At 49.5% G+C, this 25,054-nt stretch carries 27 protein-coding genes, 1 riboswitch and 1 other annotated feature; of the genes, 19 read left to right on the forward strand and 8 right to left on the reverse strand.

The features are described 5' to 3' along the window. Positions 1–72: 72 nt before the first annotated feature. From MKX70_RS17405 to MKX70_RS17425, 5 genes are all read right to left on the reverse strand, one after another. Positions 73–423, reverse strand: coding sequence for a hypothetical protein (locus MKX70_RS17405; RefSeq protein WP_042215586.1), 351 nt, complete (start codon positions 421–423; stop codon positions 73–75). A gap of 200 nt (positions 424–623) precedes the next feature. Next, positions 624–986 (reverse strand): carboxymuconolactone decarboxylase family protein, encoded by a 363-nt coding sequence (locus MKX70_RS17410; protein ID WP_042242919.1) that lies wholly within the window; start codon positions 984–986, stop codon positions 624–626. 51 nt (positions 987–1,037) lie between these two features. Beyond that, positions 1,038–2,681, reverse strand: a complete 1,644-nt coding sequence (locus MKX70_RS17415) for a thiamine pyrophosphate-binding protein (RefSeq protein WP_052416588.1) — start codon at positions 2,679–2,681, stop codon at positions 1,038–1,040. 118 nt (positions 2,682–2,799) lie between these two features. Beyond that, a riboswitch (cyclic di-GMP riboswitch) is annotated at positions 2,800–2,896 on the reverse strand. A 503-nt stretch (positions 2,897–3,399) separates the two neighbouring features. After that, positions 3,400–4,650, reverse strand: coding sequence for a methyl-accepting chemotaxis protein (locus tag MKX70_RS17420; protein WP_042237673.1), 1,251 nt, complete (start codon positions 4,648–4,650; stop codon positions 3,400–3,402). Positions 4,651–4,769: 119 nt separating this feature from the next. Then, positions 4,770–5,729 carry a helix-turn-helix transcriptional regulator gene (locus MKX70_RS17425; protein WP_042237671.1) on the reverse strand — a complete coding sequence of 320 codons (960 nt, stop codon included), beginning with the start codon at positions 5,727–5,729 and terminating at the stop codon, positions 4,770–4,772. Between the two features lie 181 nt (positions 5,730–5,910). Here MKX70_RS17425 and MKX70_RS17430 point away from each other — a divergent pair, with 181 nt between their 5' ends. Continuing rightward, positions 5,911–6,267, forward strand: coding sequence for a hypothetical protein (locus tag MKX70_RS17430; protein WP_197072951.1), 357 nt, complete (start codon positions 5,911–5,913; stop codon positions 6,265–6,267). A gap of 38 nt (positions 6,268–6,305) precedes the next feature. On the opposite strand, the gene serA is transcribed toward MKX70_RS17430, so the two are convergent. Then, complete coding sequence (serA, locus tag MKX70_RS17435; RefSeq protein WP_039301745.1) at positions 6,306–7,898, reverse strand: phosphoglycerate dehydrogenase; 1,593 nt, start codon at positions 7,896–7,898, stop codon at positions 6,306–6,308. 241 nt (positions 7,899–8,139) lie between these two features. Continuing rightward, positions 8,140–8,366, reverse strand: a binding site (T-box leader). 113 nt (positions 8,367–8,479) lie between these two features. After that, positions 8,480–9,385, reverse strand: coding sequence for a hypothetical protein (locus tag MKX70_RS17440; RefSeq protein WP_042237668.1), 906 nt, complete (start codon positions 9,383–9,385; stop codon positions 8,480–8,482). 65 nt (positions 9,386–9,450) lie between these two features. On the opposite strand from MKX70_RS17440, the gene MKX70_RS17445 reads away from it, so the two are divergent. The 3 genes from MKX70_RS17445 to MKX70_RS17455 are packed head-to-tail and all read left to right on the forward strand — an operon-like array spanning position 9,451 to position 11,245. Further along, complete coding sequence (locus MKX70_RS17445) at positions 9,451–10,044, forward strand: CPBP family intramembrane glutamic endopeptidase (RefSeq protein WP_042237666.1); 594 nt, start codon at positions 9,451–9,453, stop codon at positions 10,042–10,044. Continuing rightward, complete coding sequence (locus MKX70_RS17450) at positions 10,041–10,418, forward strand: hypothetical protein (RefSeq protein WP_042237664.1); 378 nt, start codon at positions 10,041–10,043, stop codon at positions 10,416–10,418. Before MKX70_RS17445 ends, MKX70_RS17450 begins: the two co-directional genes overlap by 4 nt. After that, entirely contained in the window at positions 10,415–11,245 is an 831-nt protein-coding gene (locus tag MKX70_RS17455) for a metallophosphoesterase (protein WP_340784646.1), read from the forward strand. The genes MKX70_RS17450 and MKX70_RS17455 overlap by 4 nt, the downstream gene beginning before the upstream one ends. Positions 11,246–11,392: 147 nt before the next feature. Here MKX70_RS17455 and MKX70_RS17460 read toward each other — a convergent pair whose 3' ends face one another. Further along, positions 11,393–12,304: a polysaccharide deacetylase family protein gene (locus tag MKX70_RS17460; protein WP_340840405.1), complete on the reverse strand. Its 912-nt coding sequence runs from the start codon at positions 12,302–12,304 to the stop codon at positions 11,393–11,395. 85 nt (positions 12,305–12,389) lie between these two features. On the opposite strand from MKX70_RS17460, the gene MKX70_RS17465 reads away from it, so the two are divergent. The 15 genes from MKX70_RS17465 (at position 12,390) to MKX70_RS17535 (ending at position 25,050) form a co-directional block, all read left to right on the forward strand. Next, complete coding sequence (locus tag MKX70_RS17465) at positions 12,390–12,761, forward strand: hypothetical protein (protein WP_039301760.1); 372 nt, start codon at positions 12,390–12,392, stop codon at positions 12,759–12,761. A 285-nt stretch (positions 12,762–13,046) separates the two neighbouring features. Beyond that, a complete protein-coding gene (locus MKX70_RS17470) occupies positions 13,047–13,661 on the forward strand; it encodes a genetic competence negative regulator (RefSeq protein WP_039301763.1) in 615 nt (204 codons plus the stop codon). A gap of 150 nt (positions 13,662–13,811) precedes the next feature. Further along, positions 13,812–14,507, forward strand: coding sequence for a glutamic-type intramembrane protease PrsW (gene prsW / locus MKX70_RS17475; protein WP_042237660.1), 696 nt, complete (start codon positions 13,812–13,814; stop codon positions 14,505–14,507). 400 nt (positions 14,508–14,907) lie between these two features. Next, entirely contained in the window at positions 14,908–16,266 is a 1,359-nt protein-coding gene (ypeB, locus tag MKX70_RS17480; protein WP_042237658.1) for a germination protein YpeB, read from the forward strand. 184 nt (positions 16,267–16,450) lie between these two features. Beyond that, positions 16,451–17,104: a flagellar brake protein gene (locus tag MKX70_RS17485; protein ID WP_340840406.1), complete on the forward strand. Its 654-nt coding sequence runs from the start codon at positions 16,451–16,453 to the stop codon at positions 17,102–17,104. Positions 17,105–17,318: 214 nt separating this feature from the next. Continuing rightward, positions 17,319–18,029, forward strand: coding sequence for a (d)CMP kinase (gene cmk / locus MKX70_RS17490; protein WP_039301774.1), 711 nt, complete (start codon positions 17,319–17,321; stop codon positions 18,027–18,029). Then, positions 18,026–18,613 carry a lysophospholipid acyltransferase family protein gene (locus tag MKX70_RS17495; protein ID WP_042237655.1) on the forward strand — a complete coding sequence of 196 codons (588 nt, stop codon included), beginning with the start codon at positions 18,026–18,028 and terminating at the stop codon, positions 18,611–18,613. Before cmk ends, MKX70_RS17495 begins: the two co-directional genes overlap by 4 nt. Before the next feature lie 156 nt (positions 18,614–18,769). Further along, positions 18,770–20,083, forward strand: coding sequence for a 30S ribosomal protein S1 (gene rpsA / locus MKX70_RS17500; protein WP_081956592.1), 1,314 nt, complete (start codon positions 18,770–18,772; stop codon positions 20,081–20,083). A 173-nt stretch (positions 20,084–20,256) separates the two neighbouring features. Continuing rightward, positions 20,257–21,582, forward strand: coding sequence for a ribosome biogenesis GTPase Der (gene der / locus MKX70_RS17505; protein WP_042237654.1), 1,326 nt, complete (start codon positions 20,257–20,259; stop codon positions 21,580–21,582). Positions 21,583–21,594: 12 nt separating this feature from the next. Continuing rightward, the gene (plsY, locus tag MKX70_RS17510; protein ID WP_039301782.1) at positions 21,595–22,212 is read left to right on the forward strand and encodes a glycerol-3-phosphate 1-O-acyltransferase PlsY; all 618 of its coding nucleotides are present in this window, start codon (positions 21,595–21,597) and stop codon (positions 22,210–22,212) included. After that, positions 22,205–23,245 carry an NAD(P)H-dependent glycerol-3-phosphate dehydrogenase gene (locus MKX70_RS17515; RefSeq protein ID WP_340784664.1) on the forward strand — a complete coding sequence of 347 codons (1,041 nt, stop codon included), beginning with the start codon at positions 22,205–22,207 and terminating at the stop codon, positions 23,243–23,245. The genes plsY and MKX70_RS17515 overlap by 8 nt, the downstream gene beginning before the upstream one ends. Positions 23,246–23,311: 66 nt before the next feature. Continuing rightward, positions 23,312–23,587: a stage VI sporulation protein F gene (locus tag MKX70_RS17520; protein ID WP_039301788.1), complete on the forward strand. Its 276-nt coding sequence runs from the start codon at positions 23,312–23,314 to the stop codon at positions 23,585–23,587. A 190-nt stretch (positions 23,588–23,777) separates the two neighbouring features. After that, positions 23,778–23,957, forward strand: coding sequence for a DUF2768 family protein (locus MKX70_RS17525; protein WP_039301791.1), 180 nt, complete (start codon positions 23,778–23,780; stop codon positions 23,955–23,957). 80 nt (positions 23,958–24,037) lie between these two features. Then, positions 24,038–24,655, forward strand: coding sequence for a hypothetical protein (locus tag MKX70_RS17530; RefSeq protein WP_340840407.1), 618 nt, complete (start codon positions 24,038–24,040; stop codon positions 24,653–24,655). A gap of 26 nt (positions 24,656–24,681) precedes the next feature. Next, on the forward strand, positions 24,682–25,050 hold the full coding sequence (locus MKX70_RS17535; protein ID WP_340840408.1) for a 2Fe-2S iron-sulfur cluster-binding protein: 369 nt from the start codon (positions 24,682–24,684) through the stop codon (positions 25,048–25,050). Positions 25,051–25,054: the final 4 nt, after the last annotated feature.

The following is a 25,054-nucleotide window of genomic DNA, read 5'->3' on the forward strand; positions in this document are numbered from 1 at the left end:
TAAGCATACACTTCGTTTCGTGAGCGAATCTTGCGTTTCAAACCGCTAATAATGGTTTAACAATAAGTTAACTTAAGCTTGTACGGTAGACGTAATTTCCAGGTTTTCGAGTCCTGCTTTGCGGCCCAGACGCGCCAGCTGCATTTTGAGAATAGGGTTATTCTCAAGGGTAAGGCTCACTTTTTGGAAGCCGTCTGCCTTGAACATGATGAAGCAGCCTTCGAGCAACGGCACCACATCTGGAGCGGTTACATTAAGCTTGCGGCAATCGATATCCAGTGCATATTCGGATGGGTTGATCGGATTGATGGTCTGCTGATAGGCTTGTATCGATTTAAGACCGTCCTCGTTCGAGAAGGTTCCTTCCAGCTCGATGTTAATTACTTTCTTCGCAGTGTCCGTTTTCAAAATAAATTGTCCCATGTTCATCTCTCCCGTAATTTAAATTGCATGACTATTCAGAGTGACCTGATGATTCATCATGTTGATATCCCGAAAAACTACGTTCCTGCGACGATATTCGACAAAGTGAACTTGGTTTTGGGATATTTTGCCTTCATTATAACCAGAACTTTCTTGATTACGCAATACATAAGTCGAATGATGTAATATTATGCTATTAATTAACGAATATCTTCCAGCGTCTGCAGCAGAACATTGAACGCCGAGATCACTCTGGGTGCGCCGATACAAGGTGTCAGATGAAGCAGGATACCTTTGATTTGATCTACGGTCATCCCCACGCGAAGCGCCATTACATAGTGAACACCCAACTGCTCAAATTGTCCCATGGTGATCAAAGAAGAGATGACAGCAATTTCTTTCCAGTCAGAGCCGATGGTGGTCCGCTGAAAAATATCACCGTATGCATTGCCCATGATATACTCGGCTAATTCGGGAAAATGCTCTTTAATAGGAGCTAGGGCTTTGGCCCCATAGTCCCCGGAAAGATTGGTGAAATGATCCAGTCCACTGTCTACGTTCATATTCACTTGTTTGCCTCCTGATAGTAAGTTAGAGAATCAGTAAATTACAGCCTAGTTGAGATCCAGTGTACGGTGGGCCGTAGGAGGCATTTCGTCACGGTCGGTCAACAGCTCAATAACGGCTACGCGGTTAAGTTCAACTGCTTGGCTGATTGCAGAGGCAAACTCCTCTTGCGTCTCTGCGCGGAAGCCGGCGGCTCCCAGGGACTCAGCAAATTTCACTGCATCCATAGGGACTTCGAAAATGGTTCCATCGATACGTCCTGTTGTTTTTTCCATACCCTTAAGTGCCATATCCAGCTGCATATTGTTCACAACGATGAAAATAACCGGGATATTCTTGCAAACCGCTGTGTTAATTTCAGTTCCGAGCATCATGAAACAGCCGTCACCGGTAATGCAGAAGACCGTCTCTTCCGGCGAAGCAGTTTTGGCACCGATGGCCATGCCGATTGAATTCCCCATGCAGGCAAAGTAGGCATCAAATACAAAGCTCCCCGGTTTCTTCACGTTGAACCATTTGACCGCATTGAAGCCGTGGCTGCCGTCATCAACAAACACACTGCTGTTGTATGGAATCAAATCGCTCATCGTGCTCATTACCGAAGCCAGCGAGAGCTTGGGCAGCACTGGCAGCTCTTCAGTATAATGATTGGAGATCTCTGTTTCACGTCTGGTTATGGTGGACGGATCAACCTTGCTGAGATACAGCTCCAGGTTGTCACGCAAATCGCCGCCGACGGAAAGAGTGCGGGAAGTCAGTATTTTACCAACAAAAGTAGGATCAACATCGAACTGGATCAGCTGATCCGGATGATTCTCCCTCTTCAGATTGCATATGGTCATATCACTCAGACGCGAACCAAGCACGATAAACAGATCACTGTTGTTCAACATCTCATCCCCGTGCGTACATCCCCCAACGCCCACAGGACCGTGATAGAGCGGATGATCCGCAGCAATGGCTCCTTTACCGCCGGGAGAGGTTACTACAGGTATGTTGAACGTCTCGGCCAATTGAACCAGTTCCTTGTGCGCACCGGAGCGGTTAACCCCTTTACCCGCAATGATCAGAGGTCTGCTGGAAGCATTGATCGCTGAAATGAACCGTTCGTAGTTGGCGTAGCTGACGAGCTTTTCCCGCTGCGGCAGGACAATCCGGCATTCTTCAAGGCGCTCGGTCTGAACATCAAACGGAATACATAAATGAACAGGTCCTTTCTTGTCACCAAGGGCGATAGACAGGGCATGATTGAAAATTGTACTGAAATGGTCGCCGCGTTCAACCAGCTTGCTGAAAAGAGTGGCTGGTCTGAACATGTCCGCCAAATCAGCGAGATAGGATGTAGAATCCTGACACTGGGGAATACCCAGCTCTTTAATGGACTGATGGCCTGTAATGAATAGTACCGGGAGATTGTTGGCTTTGGCGTGTGCTGCTGCGGTTAGCAGGTTCGTTCCGCCTGGACCGGAGGTGCCGAAGGCTACCCCGAGACTGCCTGTTTTCAGTGCATAGCCGCCTGCTGCAAAGCCGGAGCTGGACTCATGTCGGCCGGGAATAAACTCAATGCCATAGTCAACAAGCTTGAGGGCTATAGGACAAATGGACTTGCCAATAATACCAAAAGAATGTGTTACCCCAAGATCGCGTAATGCTTCCGCCATATAATCTGCAACTGTCTTCAGAACATCCACCCCACAAGTTGTTTTTTGATTGTATGCTAGCAATAGAAAACCTGTACTCGAAATAGGAGCACAGGCCTGTTGCACGAATCACCATTACTGAACCGGATTCCCGGGGGGTTCATAGTTTTTCAGCAACCTGGCTGTCATGATCTCACCGGAAAAGTGAGACTGTAGATCCATGGCTTTGCGTCATTCCCTTTCGGTGAATTTTGCCTCTTATGTTGTTATCAATACAGCGAAGGATAATTTTCCTTTACAATATATTCCTCGCTCGCCTTTTGTCAATAAGCCTTGTGCAACAAAACGCGAAATTTGGCGAATATTCAGAAGTAATAGGAGATGAAATAATAGATATTCAAACTTTTGAAAATGGATGCGTCTGGAAGGCCAAAGTCTTATAATGCAAATGCAGAAAAAGAGCAGGGGTTAATCTGCATAAGCCATAAGCCTCATAACATTATAGGAACCTCATGAAACCATGCGGATGTATTAAAATTATAGGCTGGTAGAACCCCGGAATAGGTCTTAAGAAATGGGTAATTAAAATTTGAAATTATGTTAGTTTATTAGTAATAAAGAATTAGCAGTAAAGAAGTGCAAAGGCGGTTTTTTTGCGTTATGCACTATTTTAACACTTTGTGAATATTACATCACAATCTTTTTTTTCATGCCAAAAAGAGACCTTTCCCTCAGACTGCTCTGTGGAAAAGGTCTCTTTGGGCTGCTGCTAGAATTTGAAAATATGGATTGTTTTTTGCAGCTGGAAGACAGATTGTGTCATTTTATCGGTCTCTTCCGCTACGGACTGCAGGGCATGAATTTGTTCGTTCATCGCTGCGGATACCTCCTGGGTACCTGCTGCTGTCTCCTGGGTAATGGCTGAGATATTCTCTATCGCTCCAGAGATCTTGAGCGCGCTCTCCAGCATCAGATCACTCTCTGCGGAGAAGGAGGAGATCTGCTCGGTTATGTATTGCACACTATGTACGATTTGCGCGAAAATATGTGCGGTCTCCGTAATCATCTCGTTCTGCACCTGAACAACCTCTTCATTAATAGCGATATTATCGATAGCCTGCTTGATATCGGCCTCGATGCTACGGACCAGCCCGAATACTTCCTTGGTGGAGGCGGTTGATTCTTCGGCAAGCTTGCGGACCTCCTGGGCTACTACTGCGAAACCACGTCCGTGTTCACCTGCGCGTGCAGCCTCAATAGAGGCGTTAAGTGACAAAAGATTGGTTTGTTCGGCAATTTCCGTGATGGTCTTGGTGATCATGGTAATCCCGCGGGCATTCTGTGAGAGTGCTTCGATCGTATCTGCTACTTTTTGCGTAGCCTGGATATTCTTCCGCATGCCTTCGGCTTGAGTGTCCACGGACTGGCGTCCCTTTTCAACCAGCTCCAGCGTATGGGTGGAGCGTTTATTCATTTCTTTGGTGGAGTTCGTATAATTGGAGACTTTAGTTTCGATATCTTTGATCGATTCCGTCATGTCGGCAATATCTACCGAGATTTCATTCGCACCCAGGGCAAGTTCGTTGGAGGAGGAGGCTACCTGTGTCATTACGATCTTAAGGTTCTGGTTCTTGTCCTCAATACCCCGGCTGGCATCCATAACCTGGCGGGTAAGCTGTGAAACATCGGTTAGGATCTTCTTCAATTTATCGATCATAGTGTTGAAGGAGCGGCTGATGTCGCCCATTGATCCGTTCTCGTCTGCACGGCTGGTGAAGTCGCCTTTGGCGATCGTATGCGTCACATTGGAGATATCCTCAAATGAAGATGTAAGCGTTCTCTCAATGAAGCGCGCAAGCGGGTAGGTCAGTGCAGCCAATACCGCAATCAGAATAATACCGATAATTACCTTGCCCATTGCGATGAGCGTAATTAATACAGGGACAGCGAATAAAGCGGCGACCAGGTAACATCCGGCAACGATTCTTTGTTTTAACGGCAGCTTGTTCATCCAGTCCATAGACTATAGTTCCCCCTAGAAATAAATATTGTGTATTGTAATATTATAGGGGATTAAAGCGTAATCGGTCTATTGTAAGAACTGACATAATTCTTTCCGGCTGTTCAAAAAGAGTATGTTTACACATTGTCTGCATATAATGCAGCCGCTTCGCGCAGAGTGGTCGCAACATTGTCAGCAAGCTCTGCCGGAGCGGTAACTCTAATGCCCGGGCTTAGGGATAAGATGATCCTGCAGGCAGACTCCAGCGTATTGAATTCGGCTTCGACTGTGTACCAGCCGGGTAAGGGTGAATGCTCCTTGAGTAGTACGGAAACATAACGTTCTTGTTTGAGATCCTTCATTATATTGTCCTTCACGAGCAGCTTGGCAGGATAGCGGGGCAATGCAGATTTGAATGCCATAGTAGAAGCTTCCCAGAAATGAGCCAGATTGAAATCATGGGGTCTGCTAAAATATTCATCCGTGACTTCAGCACTACTTATTCTGGATACCCGGTAGGTCCGCATTTCACCGCCTGTTTCGGCCACGGTATACCAGACACCACGTTTGGCTACGAGTCCAAAGGGTGAAATCAGCCGCTCTGATCTCTCCTCCCCGCGCATGTAACTGATTATCACTTTTCGGTCCTCCCATATAGCCTCCTGCAATGCAGTGAGACTGGGATAGGTTTCGCCCGACGGATGCCAGCCCGCACCATCAATATGAATACGCTCATTAAGAAGGCTGAAAGCTGCAGCGGGTTGTCTTGCACCAGCGGCCTGCAGCTTACGGACAGCGGAAGAGAACTCCGCCTGAATTCCCAGCGCCTGCAGAATGGCCGGGTCTGCCGGCAGCAGCAGCGCACCAATCTCTTTAGGGTTCATACCTGTCAGGGAGGTCCGGTAGCCCTCAGCCAGCCTCCAGCCTCCCTCCCGGCCGCGTTCTGCCAGCACGGGAATGCCGGAGATGCTCAGTGACTCCATATCCCGGAAGATGGTACGTTCGGAAACCTCCAGCGTTTGTGCCAGCTCGCGGGAGCTTATTTTACCGCGGCTTTGCAGCAGCAGCAGAATGGATAATAAACGGTCTGCTCTCATGGATGAAGACCTCCTGGTTATAAAGAGATTTTTCTGATTATTCAGGAACGGCAAAGCCGTTTCCACTTAAGCAGAACATATTTTAAGTTTATCATATATATATGTCAGTTGATGTCATATATAAGAGTTGATATTAATAAAGTGAGCCGTTGGTGCAAGGGGAGCTGCGGCTGGGATCGCTGTGATTCCCTTATCGCCTGGCTGGATGCGTACAGAACTGGTGCTGGAGAGCATGAAGACGCATGAAGAGCACTGGCAGGAGGTAGAGGAGCTGCAGGCCAGTGAGACTACGGCGTACACCGGCCGGGCTGCCGCAGCGCTCGCTGCTGATCCTGAGGTGATGCAGCTGACAGGCAGACCTCAGCAGGTGGGGATGTCTGGGTTGAGAAATATGTGTATACAGACACAGAGGGGCGGGGGGGCCCCATATTTAATATTCCGGAATAACCCCGAAGCCGCAAGATGTAAAAAACACTCTTTTGAAATGCCGGCACGTGCCGGCATTCCTCAAGAGTGTTTTTTGGTGCGCTTATATTGAACTCAGGTATTCCAAGAACATAAGCCTGCGTTCTTCAGCTACAGCAGAGTGATTTCTTCCGCAGTATTGATCTCCGGCAATCCGGCGAGCTTGACTAGTACATCCTGCGGAACAGCCTTGTCAGCGGTCAGCAGCATAATTGCAGCTCCGCCGACAATTTTACGGCCAACCTGCATGGAGGCGATGTTGACGTCGTTCTGACCGAGCAGTGTACCGACGAGTCCGATGATACCCGGCTTATCGTTGTGGGAAATGACGATCTGATGACCTTCCGGAGCGATATCTACCGGGAATTTGTTAACCTGCACAATCCGTTCGCCATAGCCTTGCAGCAGGGTTCCGGCAACCAGGCGTTCTTCGTCATGCTCAGCCTTGAGTGTAACGGTAATGAGGTTAGTGAAGCCTTTGGTTTTGGAAGCTTTGGTTACTACTACGTTAACATCACGCGTCTTTGCCAGGTGCATGGAGTTGACAATATTAACATCCCCGGCAAAATGGCGGGAGAGCACGCCTTTGACAATATAGCGGGTCAGCGGCTGTGTATCGACGTCGGAGAGGTCACCGGCATATTCCACATGAATCTCACGGATCGCTCCATCCGTAATCTGAGTCACGAAACTGCCGAGCTTCTCGCCGAGGGTGAAGTAAGGCTGCAGCTTGTTCATTACACTAGGAGCAACCGGAGGGATGTTCACGGCGTTAATGAACGGCTCGTTACGCAGAATATGCAGCACTTGCTCCGATACATCGATCGCAACATTCTCCTGGGCTTCAACGGTCGAAGCGCCCAGATGCGGGGTCACGATAATCTTTGGATGCGAGAGGAACGGGTGATCCGCTTCCGGCGGCTCTTTCTCAAAGACGTCAAACGCAGCACCGGCAACAATACCGCTGTCGATAGCTTCAACCAGTGCCATTTCATCAATTACACCGCCTCGGGCACAGTTGATGATGCGCATTCCTTTTTTCATGACTTCAAATTGCGGACGGGAGATCATGTGGCGGGTTTCCGGTGTCAACGGTGTGTGAACAGTAATGAAGTCTGCTCCCCGGACGATGTCATCTACCGAAGCAAGCTTTACTTCCAGTTTCTCTGCACGGTCTGCAGTCAGGAAGGGGTCGTAGGCCAGAATATCCATTCCAAAAGCCTTGGCCCGTTTGGCTACTTCGCTGCCGATCCGTCCCATGCCGAGCACACCCAGGGTTTTGCCGCGCAGCTCTACGCCGAGGAAAGTCTTTTTGTCCCATACGCCGGAAATGGTCTTGGCATAGGCTTGAGGAATGTGACGGGCCAGAGCCATCATCATGGCAAAGGCATGCTCACAGGTGGTGATCGTATTTCCGTCCGGAGCATTAATGACCACCACACCGCGTTGTGTGGCTGCCTCCAGCTTAATATTGTCCACACCGACCCCGGCACGGCCAATCACTTTAAGATTAGTACCGGCTGCGATAATTTTCTCAGTCACGGTTGTCTGGCTGCGAACGAGTAAGCCGTCGTATTCGCCGATGATTGCAATAAGCTCGTCTTCACTAAGTCCTGTTTTTTTGTCCACAGTCACATCGCTTGCGTCCATCAATTGCTGAATGCCCAAATCACTGATCGGATCCGATACTAATACTTTAAACATGGTCTCTTGTCCTCCTTCAAATTGGAAAGCCTATTATATATGCCAAGGATTCCCTGGTGGGGTAATCCGCAGTACCAGATTCATAAAAAAGGAATGAAATTTGTCGGAACAACGGGGCAACGCGTTGTCGCATAAAAGAAAAGGCGTGCAGAAGTACTGATTCAGGCAGCGTATGGGCAGGGTGGGCGGATTTAGAGAATCCGGGTACAAAAAAAACTCCCTACCCCATACTACTGCCGTAGTAAGGGACGAGAGTTCTCGTGGTACCACCCTAATTCACTGCAACGGTCAAGAAGCAGCCTCATTGGCCTGAATAGGCCACACTGGTAACGGAGGTGATCCGATTGTATCTACTCAAGGTTCAATACAATATCTCAGGAGCGCTAAAGATTTCCGTCTGCCACCGGTTTGCACCACCCACCGGCTCTCTGAAGACATCAGTAATCTTTGTTCCATCATCGCTTTTGCTTGATTAATTTTTCATAATGTAACATGGTGATGCCAAGTGTGTCAATAGTCTTCTTCTACAGTGTGCCGCCTTGAAGTGAGCCCTGTTTTTCGTTATGATGCAATAACTGGTTCTACTCATAGAAGAAAGGGAGCTGCGGCATCGTTTCCTTGCCGTAATATTGCTCCCGCCATTTAATGAAGTCCTGCTCCTGCACAGCACCGGTAGAAATGAGCAGGGTGACTGACGACTGGATATCCCCAAGCTTCAGGGAATTGGCGGTTCCGGAATAGATCATATCGTCGATCTTGGCTGTAATATCCTGCGGGTCATAACCGGCATAAATTCCGCGGTTCAGCATTATGTTTGCGATAGAAGCATTCTTGAGGAGCAAAGGCATCTTTTTCCACTGAATGAAAGTCAGTGTCTTCAGCTCCCCGGATACATCGGGTATAGCAGAGTTGGCCTTGGCTCCCCACTTCAGCATAGAATCATAGAAATTCTTCTGGGCCATCAGTCCGAATTTCACAGCGCTGGCGGTAAAATTATCACTTCTCAGCAGCTTGGCGGCTTCTGCTCCTGAAGATCCAGCAGAGACCTTCCCTGAAGCCTGTGAGAATAGAGTCAGGCTCTTAAGGACGTTAAGCTGTGACTCATACAGCAGCGGCGAATTGGTGAAGATGGAATCCTGCGTGACCTTATCATACTGCTTGTCCGCCAGAATGCTAAGGTTCTTCAACGTTGCCGCGTTCTGCCGTGCATCTGTGCTCCGTGCAAGGCTGTCCACCTGATCGTTCCAGTTGCGCTTGAATTCCCGATAGGGCAAAAATACGTTATGATAGAACGTAACAAGATCCTGCTGCTGGTAGGAACCGGAGAACTCCTCCGTAACTTCATGTCCGGCCAGCTGTGCATATTTGGCCTCCGTTTTGTCTGCTCCAACCTTTACTCCCGTAAAAAATGAGGCGAATGCGGATATTAGAAACAATATAAAACCTAGTGTGTACAACATTTGAGTGCGGGAGGTACGGCTGTTCATAATTAGTGCTCCTTCTTATAGGGAAATTATCTTATGTAAAAATATTAAAGAACAGGCAGGTTACAATGAAAAAATTCAAATTGGGTGAAATCAAAATTAAGAAAGCCGATCCTCAGCAGTTAACAGACAAGCTGCTGTTAATTAATCTGTATATAACTCAGGGCCTTACTCTATTTATCGGTTTGATATGGATATTATTACAGAAAAGAAATCCTATTCACATATTAAATTTTCCGGAGAATGCACATTTTGTGTATTGGGGCCTTGGACTTGCTGCTGTTATGCTGGTTGTTGATTTCCTGCTGACCCATATTGTGCCTGAGGACAGCATGGATGACGGGGGAATTAATGAGCTGCTGTTCGGTAACCGTCCTTTGTGGCATATTATTGTCATTGCAGCGATTGTCGCAGTATGCGAAGAGCTATTGTTCCGTGGCGCCATACAGCATTCACTGGGGCCGTACTGGACGAGCATTCTCTTCGCTGTTATTCATGTGCGTTATCTGCGCCACTGGATTCCAACAGGCTGGGTATTTCTCAGCAGCTACGGCCTCGGCTACATCTATATTCATTCCGGCAGTCTATGGGCACCGATCCTGTGCCACTTCCTCATAGATTTGTTCTCAGGAATGGTGATTCGATACAGGAGGGCATCATGAGCGAAGAACTAAGCCGGGTAAGGTCCCGCCAGAAACAGTATAAGGGCGCAGGACAGTCTCCTGTCAAAGAAAATAATGGAAATGGTTCTTCCGAATCAGCTGCCAGACAGCTGGATACTCCAGTCCTTGCTCCAGGAACTTTATCGAGAAAGGTCCGACATGCTGAGAAGCAGACCTCTAGGAAACCGAAGCGTGAAGTGGAGCAGCAGGAAGGAGAGGCAACCCCCTCCCGGACGCAGAGTTATCCGTCAGAACGAATCCGTTTCAGCAAAATGTTTATTAACTCGCTAATCGTCATATTTTTAATGCTGCTCGCCTTTCTTTTGTTCTGGGGAATAAAAGGAGCACCTCCGCTGCATGAGCTATGGCAATGATGTGGCTGCTGATTCTCTTGAGCGTATGTGCTGGAACGGCGGGGACTGCGGGTATAGTCATGGTTGCCGCAGCCTTCAAAAAACGCATTATTGCCGAGGAAATAGTGCTGGACAGACTGCCGGCTGCTTTTGACGGCTTCCGTATTCTGTTCATTACGGATATTCACCGCCGGCGTCTTCCAGCTGTGATGCTGGCACCGCTCCGCGGGAAGGTAGATGCGGTCTTCCTGGGCGGCGATCTGACGGAGAAGGGCAGTCCGGCAGACCGCCTGCTGGATAATATGACATTTATAGCATCTCTGGCGCCTGTCTACGCAGTTCATGGCAATCATGATTACCGGGCGAATACCTCGCTTGTCGATAATATCATCCGCGGCAGCGGAGCCAGACTGCTGCTGGATGAGAATGTAACTATAGAACGGTCCGGTTCAAGAGTTATACTCACCGGCATGGATTTCCCGAGAAAAGGCGGTAAGAAGGCATATTCAGCACTGCCGCCCGTGGCTGCCGCAGATACAGAGCTCCTGCGGATCATCCTGGTGCATGATCCGCTGTGGCTGTCCCAGCAGCAGGAAGTGCCCGCTGATCTAATATTGGCTGGACACACACATGGCGGACAAGTCGTGCTTCCCTTTATCGGAAGCAGGCATGGTGATGAATTCTACCGTCACTATAATGCCGGCATGTACGACATTCCCGGGTACGGGAATGTAGATCACCCGCTGAAGCTGCTGATCAGCCGGGGTTTCGGGACTGCGCACTTGCCGCTGCGCTGGGGCAGCCCGGCCGAGATGCATGTACTTACACTCCGCTGCCGGCCGGATTAACTTGCCGGGAGCCGTTTTGCTTATTCCTGTGATTTTAGAACCGGTCCTCTATCTATAGTTATAAACAAAAAATCGCTCAAGCCGGAAGGATGGCGGATACCTTCATTCGGCTTGAGCGATTATTTTTGTTGTAAAGCAGTATGGATTCTAACGCATTTTCAGTTCAATGCTGCGCGGATCGACAAAGCTGTAGCCTTTGCCTTCAAGCGTAGTCAGCAGTGTATCCAGCGCTTCCACAGTCCACGGAAGCTCGTGCATCAGAATATTGCTGCCGGAATGCAGCTGGCTGGTAACATTCGTAATCAGCTTTTCCGTTTTATCCGTGTCCTTTTCCTTCATCTCCCAGTCCAGCGAGCCGACAGACCAGGTCATATAGAGCAGCCCGTTGTCAGCGGCGATTTTTTTGCCGACGTCCCCGCCTGCACCGTGCGGCGGGCGGAAGAACACGGGGGTCTCACCAGTGACCTCTTTGACAATATTCTGCACATCTTCAATCTGTTTCTTTACTTCCGCCTCGGATTTATCCTTCAGCACAATATGATCCCAGCTGTGATTCCCGATAATGCCGCCGCGGTTATGAATCAGCTCAAGCAGCTCAGGATGCTCCTTCACCCGGTACCCGTTGACGAAGAAAATAGCTTTGGCCTTGTGCTTGTCCAGTGTATCCATCAGCGGATTGATTAATTCCGCATCCTTAGGCCCGTCATCGAAGGTCAGCAGGACGATCTTTTTGTTGGTTGCGGCATCGTTCGGGATGATATCGTAGTTTTTGTTCATATGGTACAGCAGCGGTACTTCCTCTGAAGCTGCTGCCCCGGTTGGCTGATCGGTTGGCGTAACTGCCGCTTCCGCTGTTGTGGCAGGCGTTGCCTGCGCAGCGGGGGATTCACCGGCAGGAGGGTCCGCCTGAGCCGGAGCAGAGGCAGGCTGAGCTGATGCCGGAGTCTGGGTCGCATTCCCCGCAGCGGTGTTGCCTGAATTCCCGACGTTGTTGCTGCAAGCTGACAGCAGAAAAGCAGCCAGGAGCAGCAGTGTTGTTGCTTTACCCACTTTTTTCATCTCGCTTTCTTGTTGTTTGGCTGTATGAGCCGGAATCTTTCCGCGAACACTAAGCATGATTTTACCATACAAGGAGGTTAGAGATATGAATACTTCGTCATTTCTGTGCGGAGTGCTGATGGGTGCGGCCGCTAGTATGATTATGTCCAAAAAACGCAGCGCCATGATGTCTTCACTGCTTCACACGGGCGGTTCTTCAGAAAGTGCCGGTGAGAAGGCCAAGGACAAAATTATGGGAATGGCCATGACCGGCTTTGGAAGTACCGCTGAGGGCAGCAGTCATGATAACGGCTCTCATGCATCCGGCAGCAGTGAACACAAGAAAGAGGATTCACCGGTGAAGTCCAAAGAATCCAACTTGAATATGCTCAAAGACTTCATCCGCAGCAATCCCGACGTGAAGCATGAAGTAGAACAGATTCTCAAGGATACACATACAGCCATACCGGGATTGTAACCGGATTTGGCCGCTGCAGAATCATTTTGGAGACACCAAAGTCGCCAGAATGATTCTTTTTTTGTCCGCGAAGAGGTTTTGAATACATGCATGTGCATACAATGAAAAGGCGGTGAAGCCGGTCTTTGCAGATATTGGGCAGTAAATTGGGCCTTTTCTATATTTATTTACGTGCATTTGTAGCGTCAAAATGATAACATACATACATAGTAACCATTTTTGGCTCATTACTCGGGACTCATCATACATTAATACTAAATGAGCTTGCAAAAGGAGGATCCTGTCATGAGAATAGAGCGATTAAGTCAAGATAAGATACGGATTTTCCTCACTTTTGACGACCTGAGCGAGCGGGGCATCCAGAAGGAAGACATGTGGCAGGAAGTTCCCAAGGTGCACGACCTCTTTACGGAAATGATGGATCAGGCGTATAGTGAACTTGGTTTTGACGCTACCGGTCCGCTTGCCGTGGAAGTGTTCGCATTGCCCGCGCAAGGCATGGTCGTTATTGTGACCCGGGGGAAATATGATCACCATTCGTACGGTGGTCCCGGGGAAGATGAATTGCCTGAAGAGATTTACGAGATGGAAGTTACTCTTGAACAAAGCGACTCCATTGTGTATGCATTCCGCGATTTTGAGGTTCTGGTTGAAGCGGCCCATGTGCTCATCGGCAATATTACTTCTCAAGGACAGCTGTATTCTTATAATGATAAATGGTATCTCTACTTTGATCCGAAGGAATTTGAAGAAGCGGCATTATCGGGTCTTGTAGGCGTGCTTGCGGAGTTTGGAGATTCATCTCCGGTTACTCAGGCTGTTCTGGCTGAATACGGCAAGACAGTGATGGCGGAGAATGCAATCGAGACCTTGTGCACTCATTTTAAACGCCAGGAATAAAGACGGAGAAGGGCAAGGAAGCATCGGCTTAACTGCCCTTCCCTGAGGTTTTGCTGACGGAAGACGATCGTATTTAAGGACGGGCAGTAGTTCAGCCCAGGATTGAAATTCAGAAGGATACTAGTTTTTAGGCGCGGGGGAGGCTATTCGGTGCTTTTGTTATCGGTTATTTCGTCAGCAGTGGCACCGGGTCTTGCGCTGCTGACTTTTTTCTATCTGAAAGATAAGTATGATCAGGAGCCGCTCCACATGGTGCTGAAGGTGTTCCTGCTCGGCCTACTTATTGTTTTCCCGGTTATGATCATCCAGAGGGGTCTTGTGCTCGGTCTGGACGGCGGCCCTTATGTGGATTCGTTTCTGATCTCCTCCGGCGTGGAGGAAGGTCTGAAGTGGTTTGTGCTGTACCATATGATTTACAATCATACCGAATTTGACGAGCCCTATGATGGAATACTATACGCCGTAGCGATTTCGCTCGGCTTCGCAACGATAGAGAACGTAATGTATGCCTGGTACAGCCATGCTTCAATCGGTTCAATGATCATGAGGGCGCTGCTCCCGGTATCCGGCCATGCCATGTTTGGTGTCATTATGGGATACCATATGGGGAGGGCCAAGTTTTCAAACGGAGTCAAGACCAGAGGAATTCTGCTTATTTCCCTGCTGCTGCCATGGCTCTGGCACGGGATTTATGATTTTATACTGACGACTACGGCTAACTATTGGATCTGGTTCATCGTGCCCCTGATGGCTGTTTTATGGTACGGAGGCATGGGCAAGGTGGCGCGGGCCAACAGCCGCTCCCCGTTTCGTTTTTTGAAGCGGGAGGAAGAGGTTAACCTATAATAGAGATGGACACACTTAATCCTATAGGGCAGTTCCGTAAGGCTAGGAATTCCAGAGAGGAGAGGGGTGTCTTTTTTTGCGTGTAAAAGTTCGGATTATCTGCAAACAGTGCGGCGAAACCTACATATTAAGAGGTAACAAGGAGCAAGGAGTCATTCAAACTGGCTTCAAGCAATGCTTATGCAGCAGTGTCAGCGGTTTCGATATTGAAGAGCGCGCCTGACAACTGTTAATAGAGATAGAAGAATTTATATGCTTCGCATGATACTTATCCTTCTATTTCTCGCCAGAACGCCCCTCCTTTAAAGGAAGGCGCTGCTGTTTCCGCATGGGTGCATAAGACTTCTCAGTTATTGTCAAACTAACGGCAATAAGCTACTGAAAGGAGTTTGGCTCACCTATGTACAAAAGATTAAGCGCTATAATGTTCCCGCTGACCGCACTCTTGCTGCTTGGAGCACTGGTCTGGGGGTATCAGGAGAACCAGGAAAAGAATTCGATTCTGATCAAAGCGGAGAACCAATATCAGCGTGCGTTCCATGATCTGTCCTATCATGTGGAGCAGCTTCATGGAGAGCTGGGTAACACGCTGGCAGTCAACACAACCTCCAACGGAATGCACCGCAAGGGCCTTGTGAATGTATGGCGCATTACGAGCGAGGCGCAGAACGAGATCAATCAGCTGCCACTTACGCTGCTGCCGTTCAGTGAGACGGAGGAGTTCCTCTCGAAAATCTCTAATTTCTCTTACAAGGCAGCGGTACGTGATTTCACCAAGAAGCCGCTGACCGAAGGTGAAATGGCTAACTTGAAGACACTTTATGCGAACTCGGCGGAGATCTCCAAGGATCTGCAGGATGTCCAGAACAAAGTCATCAGCAACAGGCTGCGCTGGATGGACGTCGAAACGGCACTTGCTACAGAGGAGAAAGCGGAAGACAACACGATCATCGACGGGTTCAAAACTGTTGATAAGCGGGTTGCTGCCTATCCTGAGCTGGACTATGGGCCATCGGTAGCAAGCATCTATGATAAGCGTTCAGTCAAGAAGCTGGGCGGTAAGCCCGTCACAGCAGAGCAGATCAAAGCCAAGGCTTTGAAATTCGCCGATTTGGGCGGGAATGCCAATGTGAAGATGCAGGAGAATGGCAAAGGAACCGAATGGGCATCCTATACGGCTACAATCACATCTAAGGAACACAAAGAGCCGGTCACAATGGATTTCACCGCAGAAGGCGGGCTGTTGATCTCCTACAACGACAACCGTGAGGTAGGCCCGGCCAAGGTGTCCATGAAGCAGGCCGTGGAGAAGGCAGGCAGGTTTCTGGAGAAGAAGGGTTATCCCGGCATGACCGCAGTCAGTGCAGACAGATATGATAATCTGGGCAATTTAACCTTTGTTACCAGCCAGGATGGTGTCCTGATCTATCCAGAGAAGATGACGGTACGGGTCGGACTGGACACGGGAGAAGCCACGGGTTTCCAGGCCAGCGATTATGTGCAAGAGCATAAGGAGAAGCGCGTAATTCCTAAGCCGAAGCTGTCACTGGCCGAAGTCAGAGCGATGCTGAACCCGGAGTTCGAGGAGCTGTATAACAGGCTTGCCTGGATTGAGAATGAAGATGCTGAAGAACTGCTGACCTATGAATTCGGAGGCAAAATCAACGGATCTCAGTTCCGGATCTATCTCAATGCTGCTGACGGTAATGAGGAAGCGGTAGAGCAGATCCGTACGTCTTCCGGAGCACAGGACAAATAACCGGACATTCCGCAGTGTAAGCTTAATCTTAAGAAAGGCGCATTTCCAAAACCGGAAAGCGCCTTTTTTGCTGGATGTATAGCGGGATTTAACCTCTTAGCCCAATAATATTTCTGACCGGGCATGAAAGGCCATGCTATAATCGGGTTAGCATTAATTACTAACTCAAGCGGCGGTGACAGGTTTGTATCCCAAAATCAACGAATATTTATACCTGCAGGTTGCTTCCAGCGATGCAGCGGAGTCAGAGGTCGAATACCGGGCAAGAATTGCTGACATGGAGGAAGATACTTTTCTGATAGAAATTCCCATGCAGGAGAGTAACGGGCGGCTGAAAAAATTGTTTGTCGGAGATGAGCTGTCTGTTTATTTTCTTACAGAAGGCGGAATTAAAAATTATTTCAACACCCATGTAATTGGCTTCAAGGAAGAGGTCATCCGGATGGTGCGGCTGCACAAGCCGGCAGTGGAATCCATCTTCAAGATCCAGCGCCGCAGCTTTTTCCGCGTGAATGCCGAGCTGGAGCTCGCCGTTAAAGATTCTTTGGGCAGCCGCTTTCTGGTGCGGACTGAGGATATCGGCGGTGGAGGGACCTCATTCTTAAGCGATGCCAAAATTACTTTGAAAGTTGGAGATAAGCTGGCCTGCTGGCTGCTGGTAGCATACCGTAACGGCAGCACGGAGCATGTTAATTTCGAAGGTGAAATTGTACGGATCAAAAAGCTCGAAACCGGACGCAATCTGGTCATGCTGAAATTTTCGTCCATTTCTGATTCGGAACGCCAAAAAATAATCCGTTACTGTTTTGAACGCCAATTTGATTTCCGTAACCGGTGACGGTGCAGTGCGGGAGATTCCCCAAAAGGCATCAATATAAGCTTTTTTCTCCTCAAAAACCTCCGAGTCATTTTGCACTGAGGGTTAAACTGTGGTATAATTTTATAAGTCGCAGGCAATGCCTGCTTTTTTCTTGATAATATGAGCAAGTCCCTAGAGAGATATGTCGATAGGCATATTTCCTGCGGAAGAGTGTTTGAGGAGGAATGCCCCGTTGGACAGGCAGGGGACACATACTTACGACAGAATTAACGTCGCCATCGACGGACCTGCCGGGGCAGGCAAGAGTACTGTAGCCCGATTGGTAGCACGGGAGCTGTCTTACATTTATGTAGACACGGGTGCAATGTACCGGGCAATCACCTGGTATATGATTCGTGAAGGCATATCTGCGGAGGAGCATGAACTGGTGGATCAGAGGGTCCAGGACATGAATATTGACCTTCTTCCGGAGAAAGACGTGCAGAAAGTGTTGATTAATGGGGAAGACATGACCCCGCATATCCGGAGTCTTCAGGTCAGCGGCCAAGTGTCGCAGTATTCGAAGATCGAGGGTGTAAGATCCAGACTCAGCCAGCTGCAGCGCCAGATGGCACTCCGCAAGGGAGTCGTAATGGATGGCAGGGATATCGGGACAACCGTACTGCCGGATGCCGAAGTGAAGATTTTCATGACGGCAAGTGTGGAGGAGCGTGCTCTCCGTCGTTACAAGGAACTGAAGGATACGGAAACAGTGACTCTCCAACAGCTTGAACATGATATTGCAGCACGGGACCGTCTTGACGAGGGTCGTGAGATTTCACCGCTGCGCCGTGCCGAAGACGCTGTTCTTCTGGATACGACCCATATGGATATCAGTCAGGCCGTGGAAGCCATCGTCTCCCACTGCAGAACTTATGTTGACGGGGAGAGAAATCATCTATGATTTATGCAATTTGCTGTGGATTGCTTCGCTTTATTTATGCCATACTGTTCCCGCTTAAGATTGTGGGAAGGGAAAATGTGCCAAAGGAGGGCGGAGTACTGCTCTGCGCAAATCACATCAGCCTGCTCGATCCGATGACGATTGGGATCAAGCTGAAACGACAGGTGAAATACATGGCCAAGGCGGAGCTCTTTAATGTTCCTGTATTAGGCTGGCTCATTAAGCAACTGGGCGCTTTTCCTGTCAAACGTGGCGGCGTAAGCAAAGAATCCATAAAAACGGCCCTTAATACGCTTCGCAGCGGAAATGTTATGGGCATCTTTCCGGAAGGCACGCGCAACTCTGACTCCGGTGTAGCTAAGAAAGGCGCGGCAAGTTTTGCCCTTCGCAGCGGCGCAGCCGTTGTACCTGCAGCTATTATCGGATCTTACAAGCCCTTTCGCCGGATGACTGTTGTTTACGGGGCTCCCATAGATCTCAGTTCGTTTGAAGGAGCAGGAAGTGAATCTCTGGAAGCGGTAACCGATGTTATTATGGGGCGTATCCACGAGATGATCCAAACAGGCAAGCCCAGTACGCATTAAGCCCGGGCTCCCTGCATCTGCGAAACGCAGATGATTAATAGCATAACCGCTATTTTTTGGAACATACTAACGTACAAAGTGCAATTGATGATTGTTTTGAACTCTGCTATACGCGGGTTTAAATAAATGGGGTTTTGAATCGAGGAGGGTAATCACATGTCTGAAGAAATCAAAAATCAAGAAGCTGCGGATAACGTTGAGAACAACGAAACCGTGGAAGGGGCAGAAGCTGTGGAATCCGCAGAAGCTGTTACTGGTACTGAAGAAGAAGTGACAAGCCAAGAAGGCCTGGAAATCATTTCTTTGAAAAAAGGCGATACCGTGAAAGGAACGATCGTCAAAATCGAAGATAACCAAGCTTATGTAAGCATTGGATATAAATACGACGGCGTCATTCCTATTCGCGAATTGTCTTCCGTACAACTGGACAATGCCGCAGCAGCGGTAGAAGTAGGACAAGAAGTGGAATGCAAGGTTGTCAGCATCAACGACAACAAGGAAAGCCTGGTTCTTTCCAAACGTGCAATTGACAGCGAAAAATCATGGGAAGATCTTGAGAAATACTTCGCTTCCCAGGAATCGTTCGAAGTTACTGTGGCTGACGTTGTCAAAGGCGGCCTCGTGGCTGATGTTGGCGCGCGTGGATTCATTCCGGCTTCCATGGTTGAGCGTCACTTCGTTGAAGATTTCAGCGACTACAAAGGCCGCACATTGCGTGTGAAAGTGAAAGAACTAGACCGTGAGAACAGCAAGGTTATTCTTTCCGCCAAAGAAGTTCTGGAAGAAGAATTCGAAGCTAACAAGCAGAAGATCATGTCCGAGCTGTCTGAAGGACAAATCATCGAAGGTACTGTACAACGTCTGACCCAATTCGGCGCATTTGTGGATGTTGGCGGCGTTGACGGCCTGGTTCACGTATCCGAGATCGCCTGGAACCACGTGGAGAAGCCGTCCGATGTAGTATCCGAAGGTGATAAGGTTCGCGTAAAAGTACTTAAGGTTGATCCTGAAAAAGGCAAAATCAGCCTCAGCATCAAAGCCGCTGCTCCAGGTCCTTGGGATTCCGCAGCCGGCCAGATCAACATTGGCGATGTAGTTACAGGCGAAGTTAAACGCCTTGTGAACTTCGGAGCATTCGTTGAACTGCTTCCAGGCGTTGAAGGCCTTGTGCACATTTCCCAGATCTCCCACAAGCACATTGGCACACCGCATGAAGTGCTCAAAGAAGGACAGGAAGTACAAGTGAAAGTGCTTGACTTCAATCCATCGGAGAAGCGCGTAAGCCTCAGCATCAAGGAAACCGAAGAAGCTCCGGCTCCTACGGCTAGACCTGAACGCAGCAACAGCAGAGACAGAGCGCCTAAAGAAGTGCTGAACAATCCTAACGTATCGCTCAGCAATGAAGGCCTCAGCTTCACACTGGCTGAACGTTTCGGCGACAAGCTGGACAAATTCAAGGGTAACAACTAATCCCTTTGTTATTTCATCATAACGGGTAAAGTAATCGGCGAGCCCTCGATAAGAGGGTTCGCCGATTGTGTTTTACAGGTGAATGCGGAGCGGCAGAACAGTTGTAAGACTGTTAGCCAATTGCATTGTTTTTTGCTATGATGAGTAACGTAAGGAAGACAGGAGGAATGAATATGGCAAGACCCGTTGTGGCCATCGTTGGCAGGCCTAACGTCGGTAAATCGACGATTTTTAACAGGCTTATTGGCGATAGACTGGCCATTGTTGAAGATAAACCGGGGATTACACGTGACCGGATATACGGAGTTTCAGATTGGAACGGCAAATCCTTCAGTGTGATTGATACCGGGGGGATTGAAATTGACGGTGAAGACGCCATTCTGAAGTCGATCCGCGTTCAGGCGGAGCTGGCAATTGAAGAAGCGGATGTCATCGTCTTTATGTGCGAGGCGAAGAGCGGACTTACGAGTTCGGATGAAGAAGTTGCACAGATTCTTTTCCGTTCCGGCAAGCCGATCGTTCTGGCTATTAATAAAGTGGATAACATGAAGCGTACCGAAGATATTTATGAATTCTACAGCCTTGGAATTGGCGACCCGATTGGAATTTCAGGAAGCCACGGAACCGGAATCGGAGATTTACTGGATGCGGTTGTTGAACGTCTGCCAGATAAAACCGATGAGGAATATGAGGATGATGTCATTCGAGTAGCGCTGATCGGCCGTCCGAATGTAGGTAAATCCTCACTGGTGAATGCTATTCTGGGCGAAGAACGCGTAATTGTCAGCGATGTTGCGGGTACTACACGCGATGCGATCGATACACCGTTTGAACGGGATGGCCAACGTTATGTGCTCATTGATACTGCGGGTATGCGTAAACGCGGCAAGGTCTATGAAAACACGGAAAAATACAGCGTTATGAGAGCTATGAAGGCTATTGAGCGTGCTGATGTTGTACTGGTCGTAATCAACGGTGAAGAAGGCATTATCGATCAGGACAAGCATATTGCCGGTTACGCCCATGATGCGGGCAAAGCCTCTATTTTTGTCGTCAACAAATGGGATGCCATCGAGAAAGACGATAAGACGATGCAGAATTTCGAACGCAATATCCGTGATCACTTCCTGTTCATGAGCTATGCGCCAGTGGTGTTCCTGTCTGCGCTTACCAAACAGCGCCTGCAGAAGCTGCTGCCAGTCGTTCAGCATGTCGCACAGCAGCATGCACTCCGGATTACCACGCATCTGGTGAACGATGTGGTATCCGATGCAGTCGCGATCAATCCTCCGCCGACAGACAAAGGACGCCGTCTGCGCATCAACTATGTAACCCAGGTTGCTACGAAGCCGCCGACAATTGTGGTATTCGTGAATGATCCTTCGCTGATGCACTTCTCCTATGAGCGTTATCTGGAGAACAAGCTGCGCGCGGCATTCAACTTCGAAGGCACACCGATCCGTCTATTTACACGGCGCAAATCCGAAAACGAAGGTTAGGGGAGAAGAGTAGTGGCGTTTGAACTTCTGGTTATCGTTGTAAGCTATTTGCTTGGCTCTATCAGCTTCAGTGTATTGCTCGCCCGGCTGCTTAAAGGCATTGATATCCGCCAATATGGAAGCGGCAATGCGGGAGCAACCAATACACTGCGTGTGATGGGGAAGGGACCGGCCATACTGGTGCTGTTTCTGGACGTACTGAAGGGAATTGCCGCAGTCTGGCTTGGAACATGGGCCGGCGGCTGGGGAACCTGGATTGCAGTGGGCTGTGGGATCGCTGCTATCATCGGGCATAATTGGCCGCTCTATTTTCACTTTCGCGGAGGGAAAGGCATTGCAACGACAATTGGCGTAATGGCTACGCTTGTATTTTGGCCTGCACTGATTGCGGGCTTGATTGCTATTCTGGCAATCGTTCTGACCCGGTATGTGTCGCTGGGTTCTCTGATCTTCGTGGCATTGACACCGGTATTCCTGTTGTTTACCGGGTTCACAACGCCTGAGCTGTGGGGCAGCCTGATTATCGCACTGTTTGCGTTCTGGCGTCACCGCAGCAATATACTCAAGATTTCACAGGGCCGGGAGAACAAAATCGGCTCCAAAGTTAAGGAGGCGAATCGCGTTGTCTGATAAAGTAACCGTGCTGGTCGCGGGCAGTTGGGGAACTGCGCTGGCCTCTGTGCTGGCGGCTAACCACTCGGAGGTTTATCTGTGGACGCGAAAGCCGGAACAAGCTGCCGAGATTAATGAAGCCCATACGAATCATCATTTTCTGCCGGGGGTCACTCTTCCTGCGAACATTATTGCCACTACGGACATGGAGACGGCTGTTTCCGGTTCGAAGGCGGTCGTTATTGTTGCGCCTTCTTCCGGAATGCGCCAGGTTGCGCACAGCCTGAAGCCCTTCTGGAAGGAAGATATGCTCTGTATTCATGCTACGAAGGGCTTTGAGACGGAGAGCATGAAGCGTATGTCGACAGTAATTTCAGAAGAGCTCGGCTGCAATGAAAGTCAGGTCGTTGTCCTATCCGGCCCGAGTCACGCGGAGGAAGTAGTCCGGCTCTGTCCGACTACTGTTGTGGTGGCTTCACCAGACGACAGCCGTGCCGCTGCAGCGCAAGGGCTGTTCATTAACAATGACTTCCGGGTATATACCAACCGCGATCAGGTCGGCGTAGAGCTGGCTGGCGCACTTAAGAATATTATCGCGCTGGGTGCAGGGCTATCCGACGGGCTGGGCTTCGGGGACAATGCCAAAGCAGCGCTTCTTACCCGCGGCTTGGCCGAGATTTCCCGCGTCGGTGTAGAGCTTGGGGCGAATCCGCTGACCTTCTCCGGCCTTGCCGGACTCGGTGACCTTGTCGTGACGGCGACCAGCAAGCACAGCCGCAACTGGCGTGCCGGTTCCATGCTGGGCCAGGGCAAGCCGCTGGCAGAGGTGCTGGACTCCATGGGGATGGTAGTGGAAGGTATCCGGACAACGGAAGCTGCTTATGCGATATCGCTTAAATTAGGTGTGCAGATGCCGATTACGGACCAGATTTATCATGTGCTGTTTAAGGGAAGAACACCGCGTAATGCGGTGGAAGCCTTGATGGGCCGTGACCGCAAGACAGAGATGGAAGCCATTTCACAGGAAACCTGGGAGCAATGGCATTCCTGATCGCGTTCACCTTTTGCCGGAGAGCCTCATATGTTGTATTGGGGATTGACGGAGGAGGGATGAATAGTGAGCAGAGATTTTTCCAAGGATGCTTTGAACGCCATTAACAAGAAGGCGGGCAAGAACATTACGGAAGGTGCCATCAAGAAGCTGGCCGGAACGGTCAAGCCGGGCACCACGCAGAATGAAGCCCAGCTCCGCCAGTTAATTAAGCAGGTGTCAGCAATGGCCAAAGTGCCAGTCAGTGAAGCTACCGTGCAGGAAATCATCAATGCCGTTAAAAAAGGCGGCGCGGGTTCCGGTTCGATGGAGTCTTTAATGAAAATGCTGCTGAAAAAATAGCATATCATGCATAAAGGAGCCAACCCTCAGGGCTGGTAAATTGCTTGTCTGCTTGTGTTGGGCAAAAACCCGGGAATCTAGCCAGATTCTGAGGTTTTTGCTCTTTTTTTAGTATAAAGACTTATAAAATCTAAGGTTTCACGCTATAATAGTCGCAATCCGGGTATAGTGAAATGGAGGGGCATGGACCATGGATCCGATGACGAAAATGTGGCTGTCTCTGATTGCGGTACTGATTATGGGTTTATCCGTTTTTTTGATTACATTTGCACGCAGCAGGACCAAAGGCTGGCTTAGAGGCGTACTATCCGTACTTGCATTTGTGATTATGCTGATTGGGATATTAGGCGGAGCCGCTTCAATTATGTAAGCATTTACAATTCGCTCAGGCAGACGTATTTCTGACAGAATCAATTGATGATTTTACAGGAATGGAGCGTGTGTTGATCTATGACCGGTTCAGGAATCCCCTATGCACTTGAGACAGCACTGGGCAGCATAGTAGAAGAATTAGAATTCTACGGGCTGGGCAAGCCCCCTGAATGGCTTCTGGGAGGGAGCTGCGGGCTGCTGCTGCACGGGGCCCAACTGGCTGCCCCGCCGCATGATATTGATATCTATTGCGACCTGAAGGATACCTGGCAGCTTCATCAATTACTGCTCCGGTATGCAGTCAGTCCGCCGGAAGAGGATTTCAGCGGAAGCTGTTATTCACTGCGTGCTCTCTATTTCATGGGAGAGGCCAAGGTTGAACTGGTGGGCGGGTTCAGAATGGGCAGCGGCGAATGGCAATATTCAGTGGATGTCGGCATGATGCAGCAGTATGCCCCGGTACGCAATTACGAAGGGGTTGGCCTTGTGCGACTGATGCCGGTTGCTCATGAGCTGATATTTAATCTGCTGCGGGGCAGGGACGGGCGCTGCCAGGCAATCGCAAGGCTGATCAAACAGGATTTGGCCACCCATCTGCCGCTGCTGTGTCAGCTTATTCAAGAGAACCATCTGGAAGATCACCTGCAGGCGAAGCTGGAGGAATTGCTGGAGATATCCACATCCATACAGATTTAAGATGAACCAAGGAAGGAAATAACAACATGGCACCTCATAAAAAAATAAATGTCACTTTCCTGCCCGACACCCGGCGTGTCTCCGTAACACATGGAGTATCGCTGCTTGAGGCTGTACACAGAGCCGGAATCGTTCTGCCCACCCGCTGCGGAGGTAAAGCCGGATGCCTGATGTGCAAAGTGTCAATAGATCCCGGGGAGTCAGCAGCGCTGAGACCTCCTTCAGAGGCGGAGCGCCGCAAGCTGGGCAGCCTGCTGGATCAAGGCGTCCGTCTGGCCTGTCAGGCCGCTGTCTGGGATGATGTGAGCGTGCTCATTCCCGAGGACCCGCTTAAGGCGGCCGTACGCCGCAGACTGGAAGCTGCGCGGCGTGGAGAAGCAGAGGACTTATGGTGACTGG

The sequence above is a fragment of the Paenibacillus sp. FSL R7-0312 genome (genome assembly GCF_038004445.1).
GTDB lineage: Bacteria > Bacillota > Bacilli > Paenibacillales > Paenibacillaceae > Paenibacillus_AQ.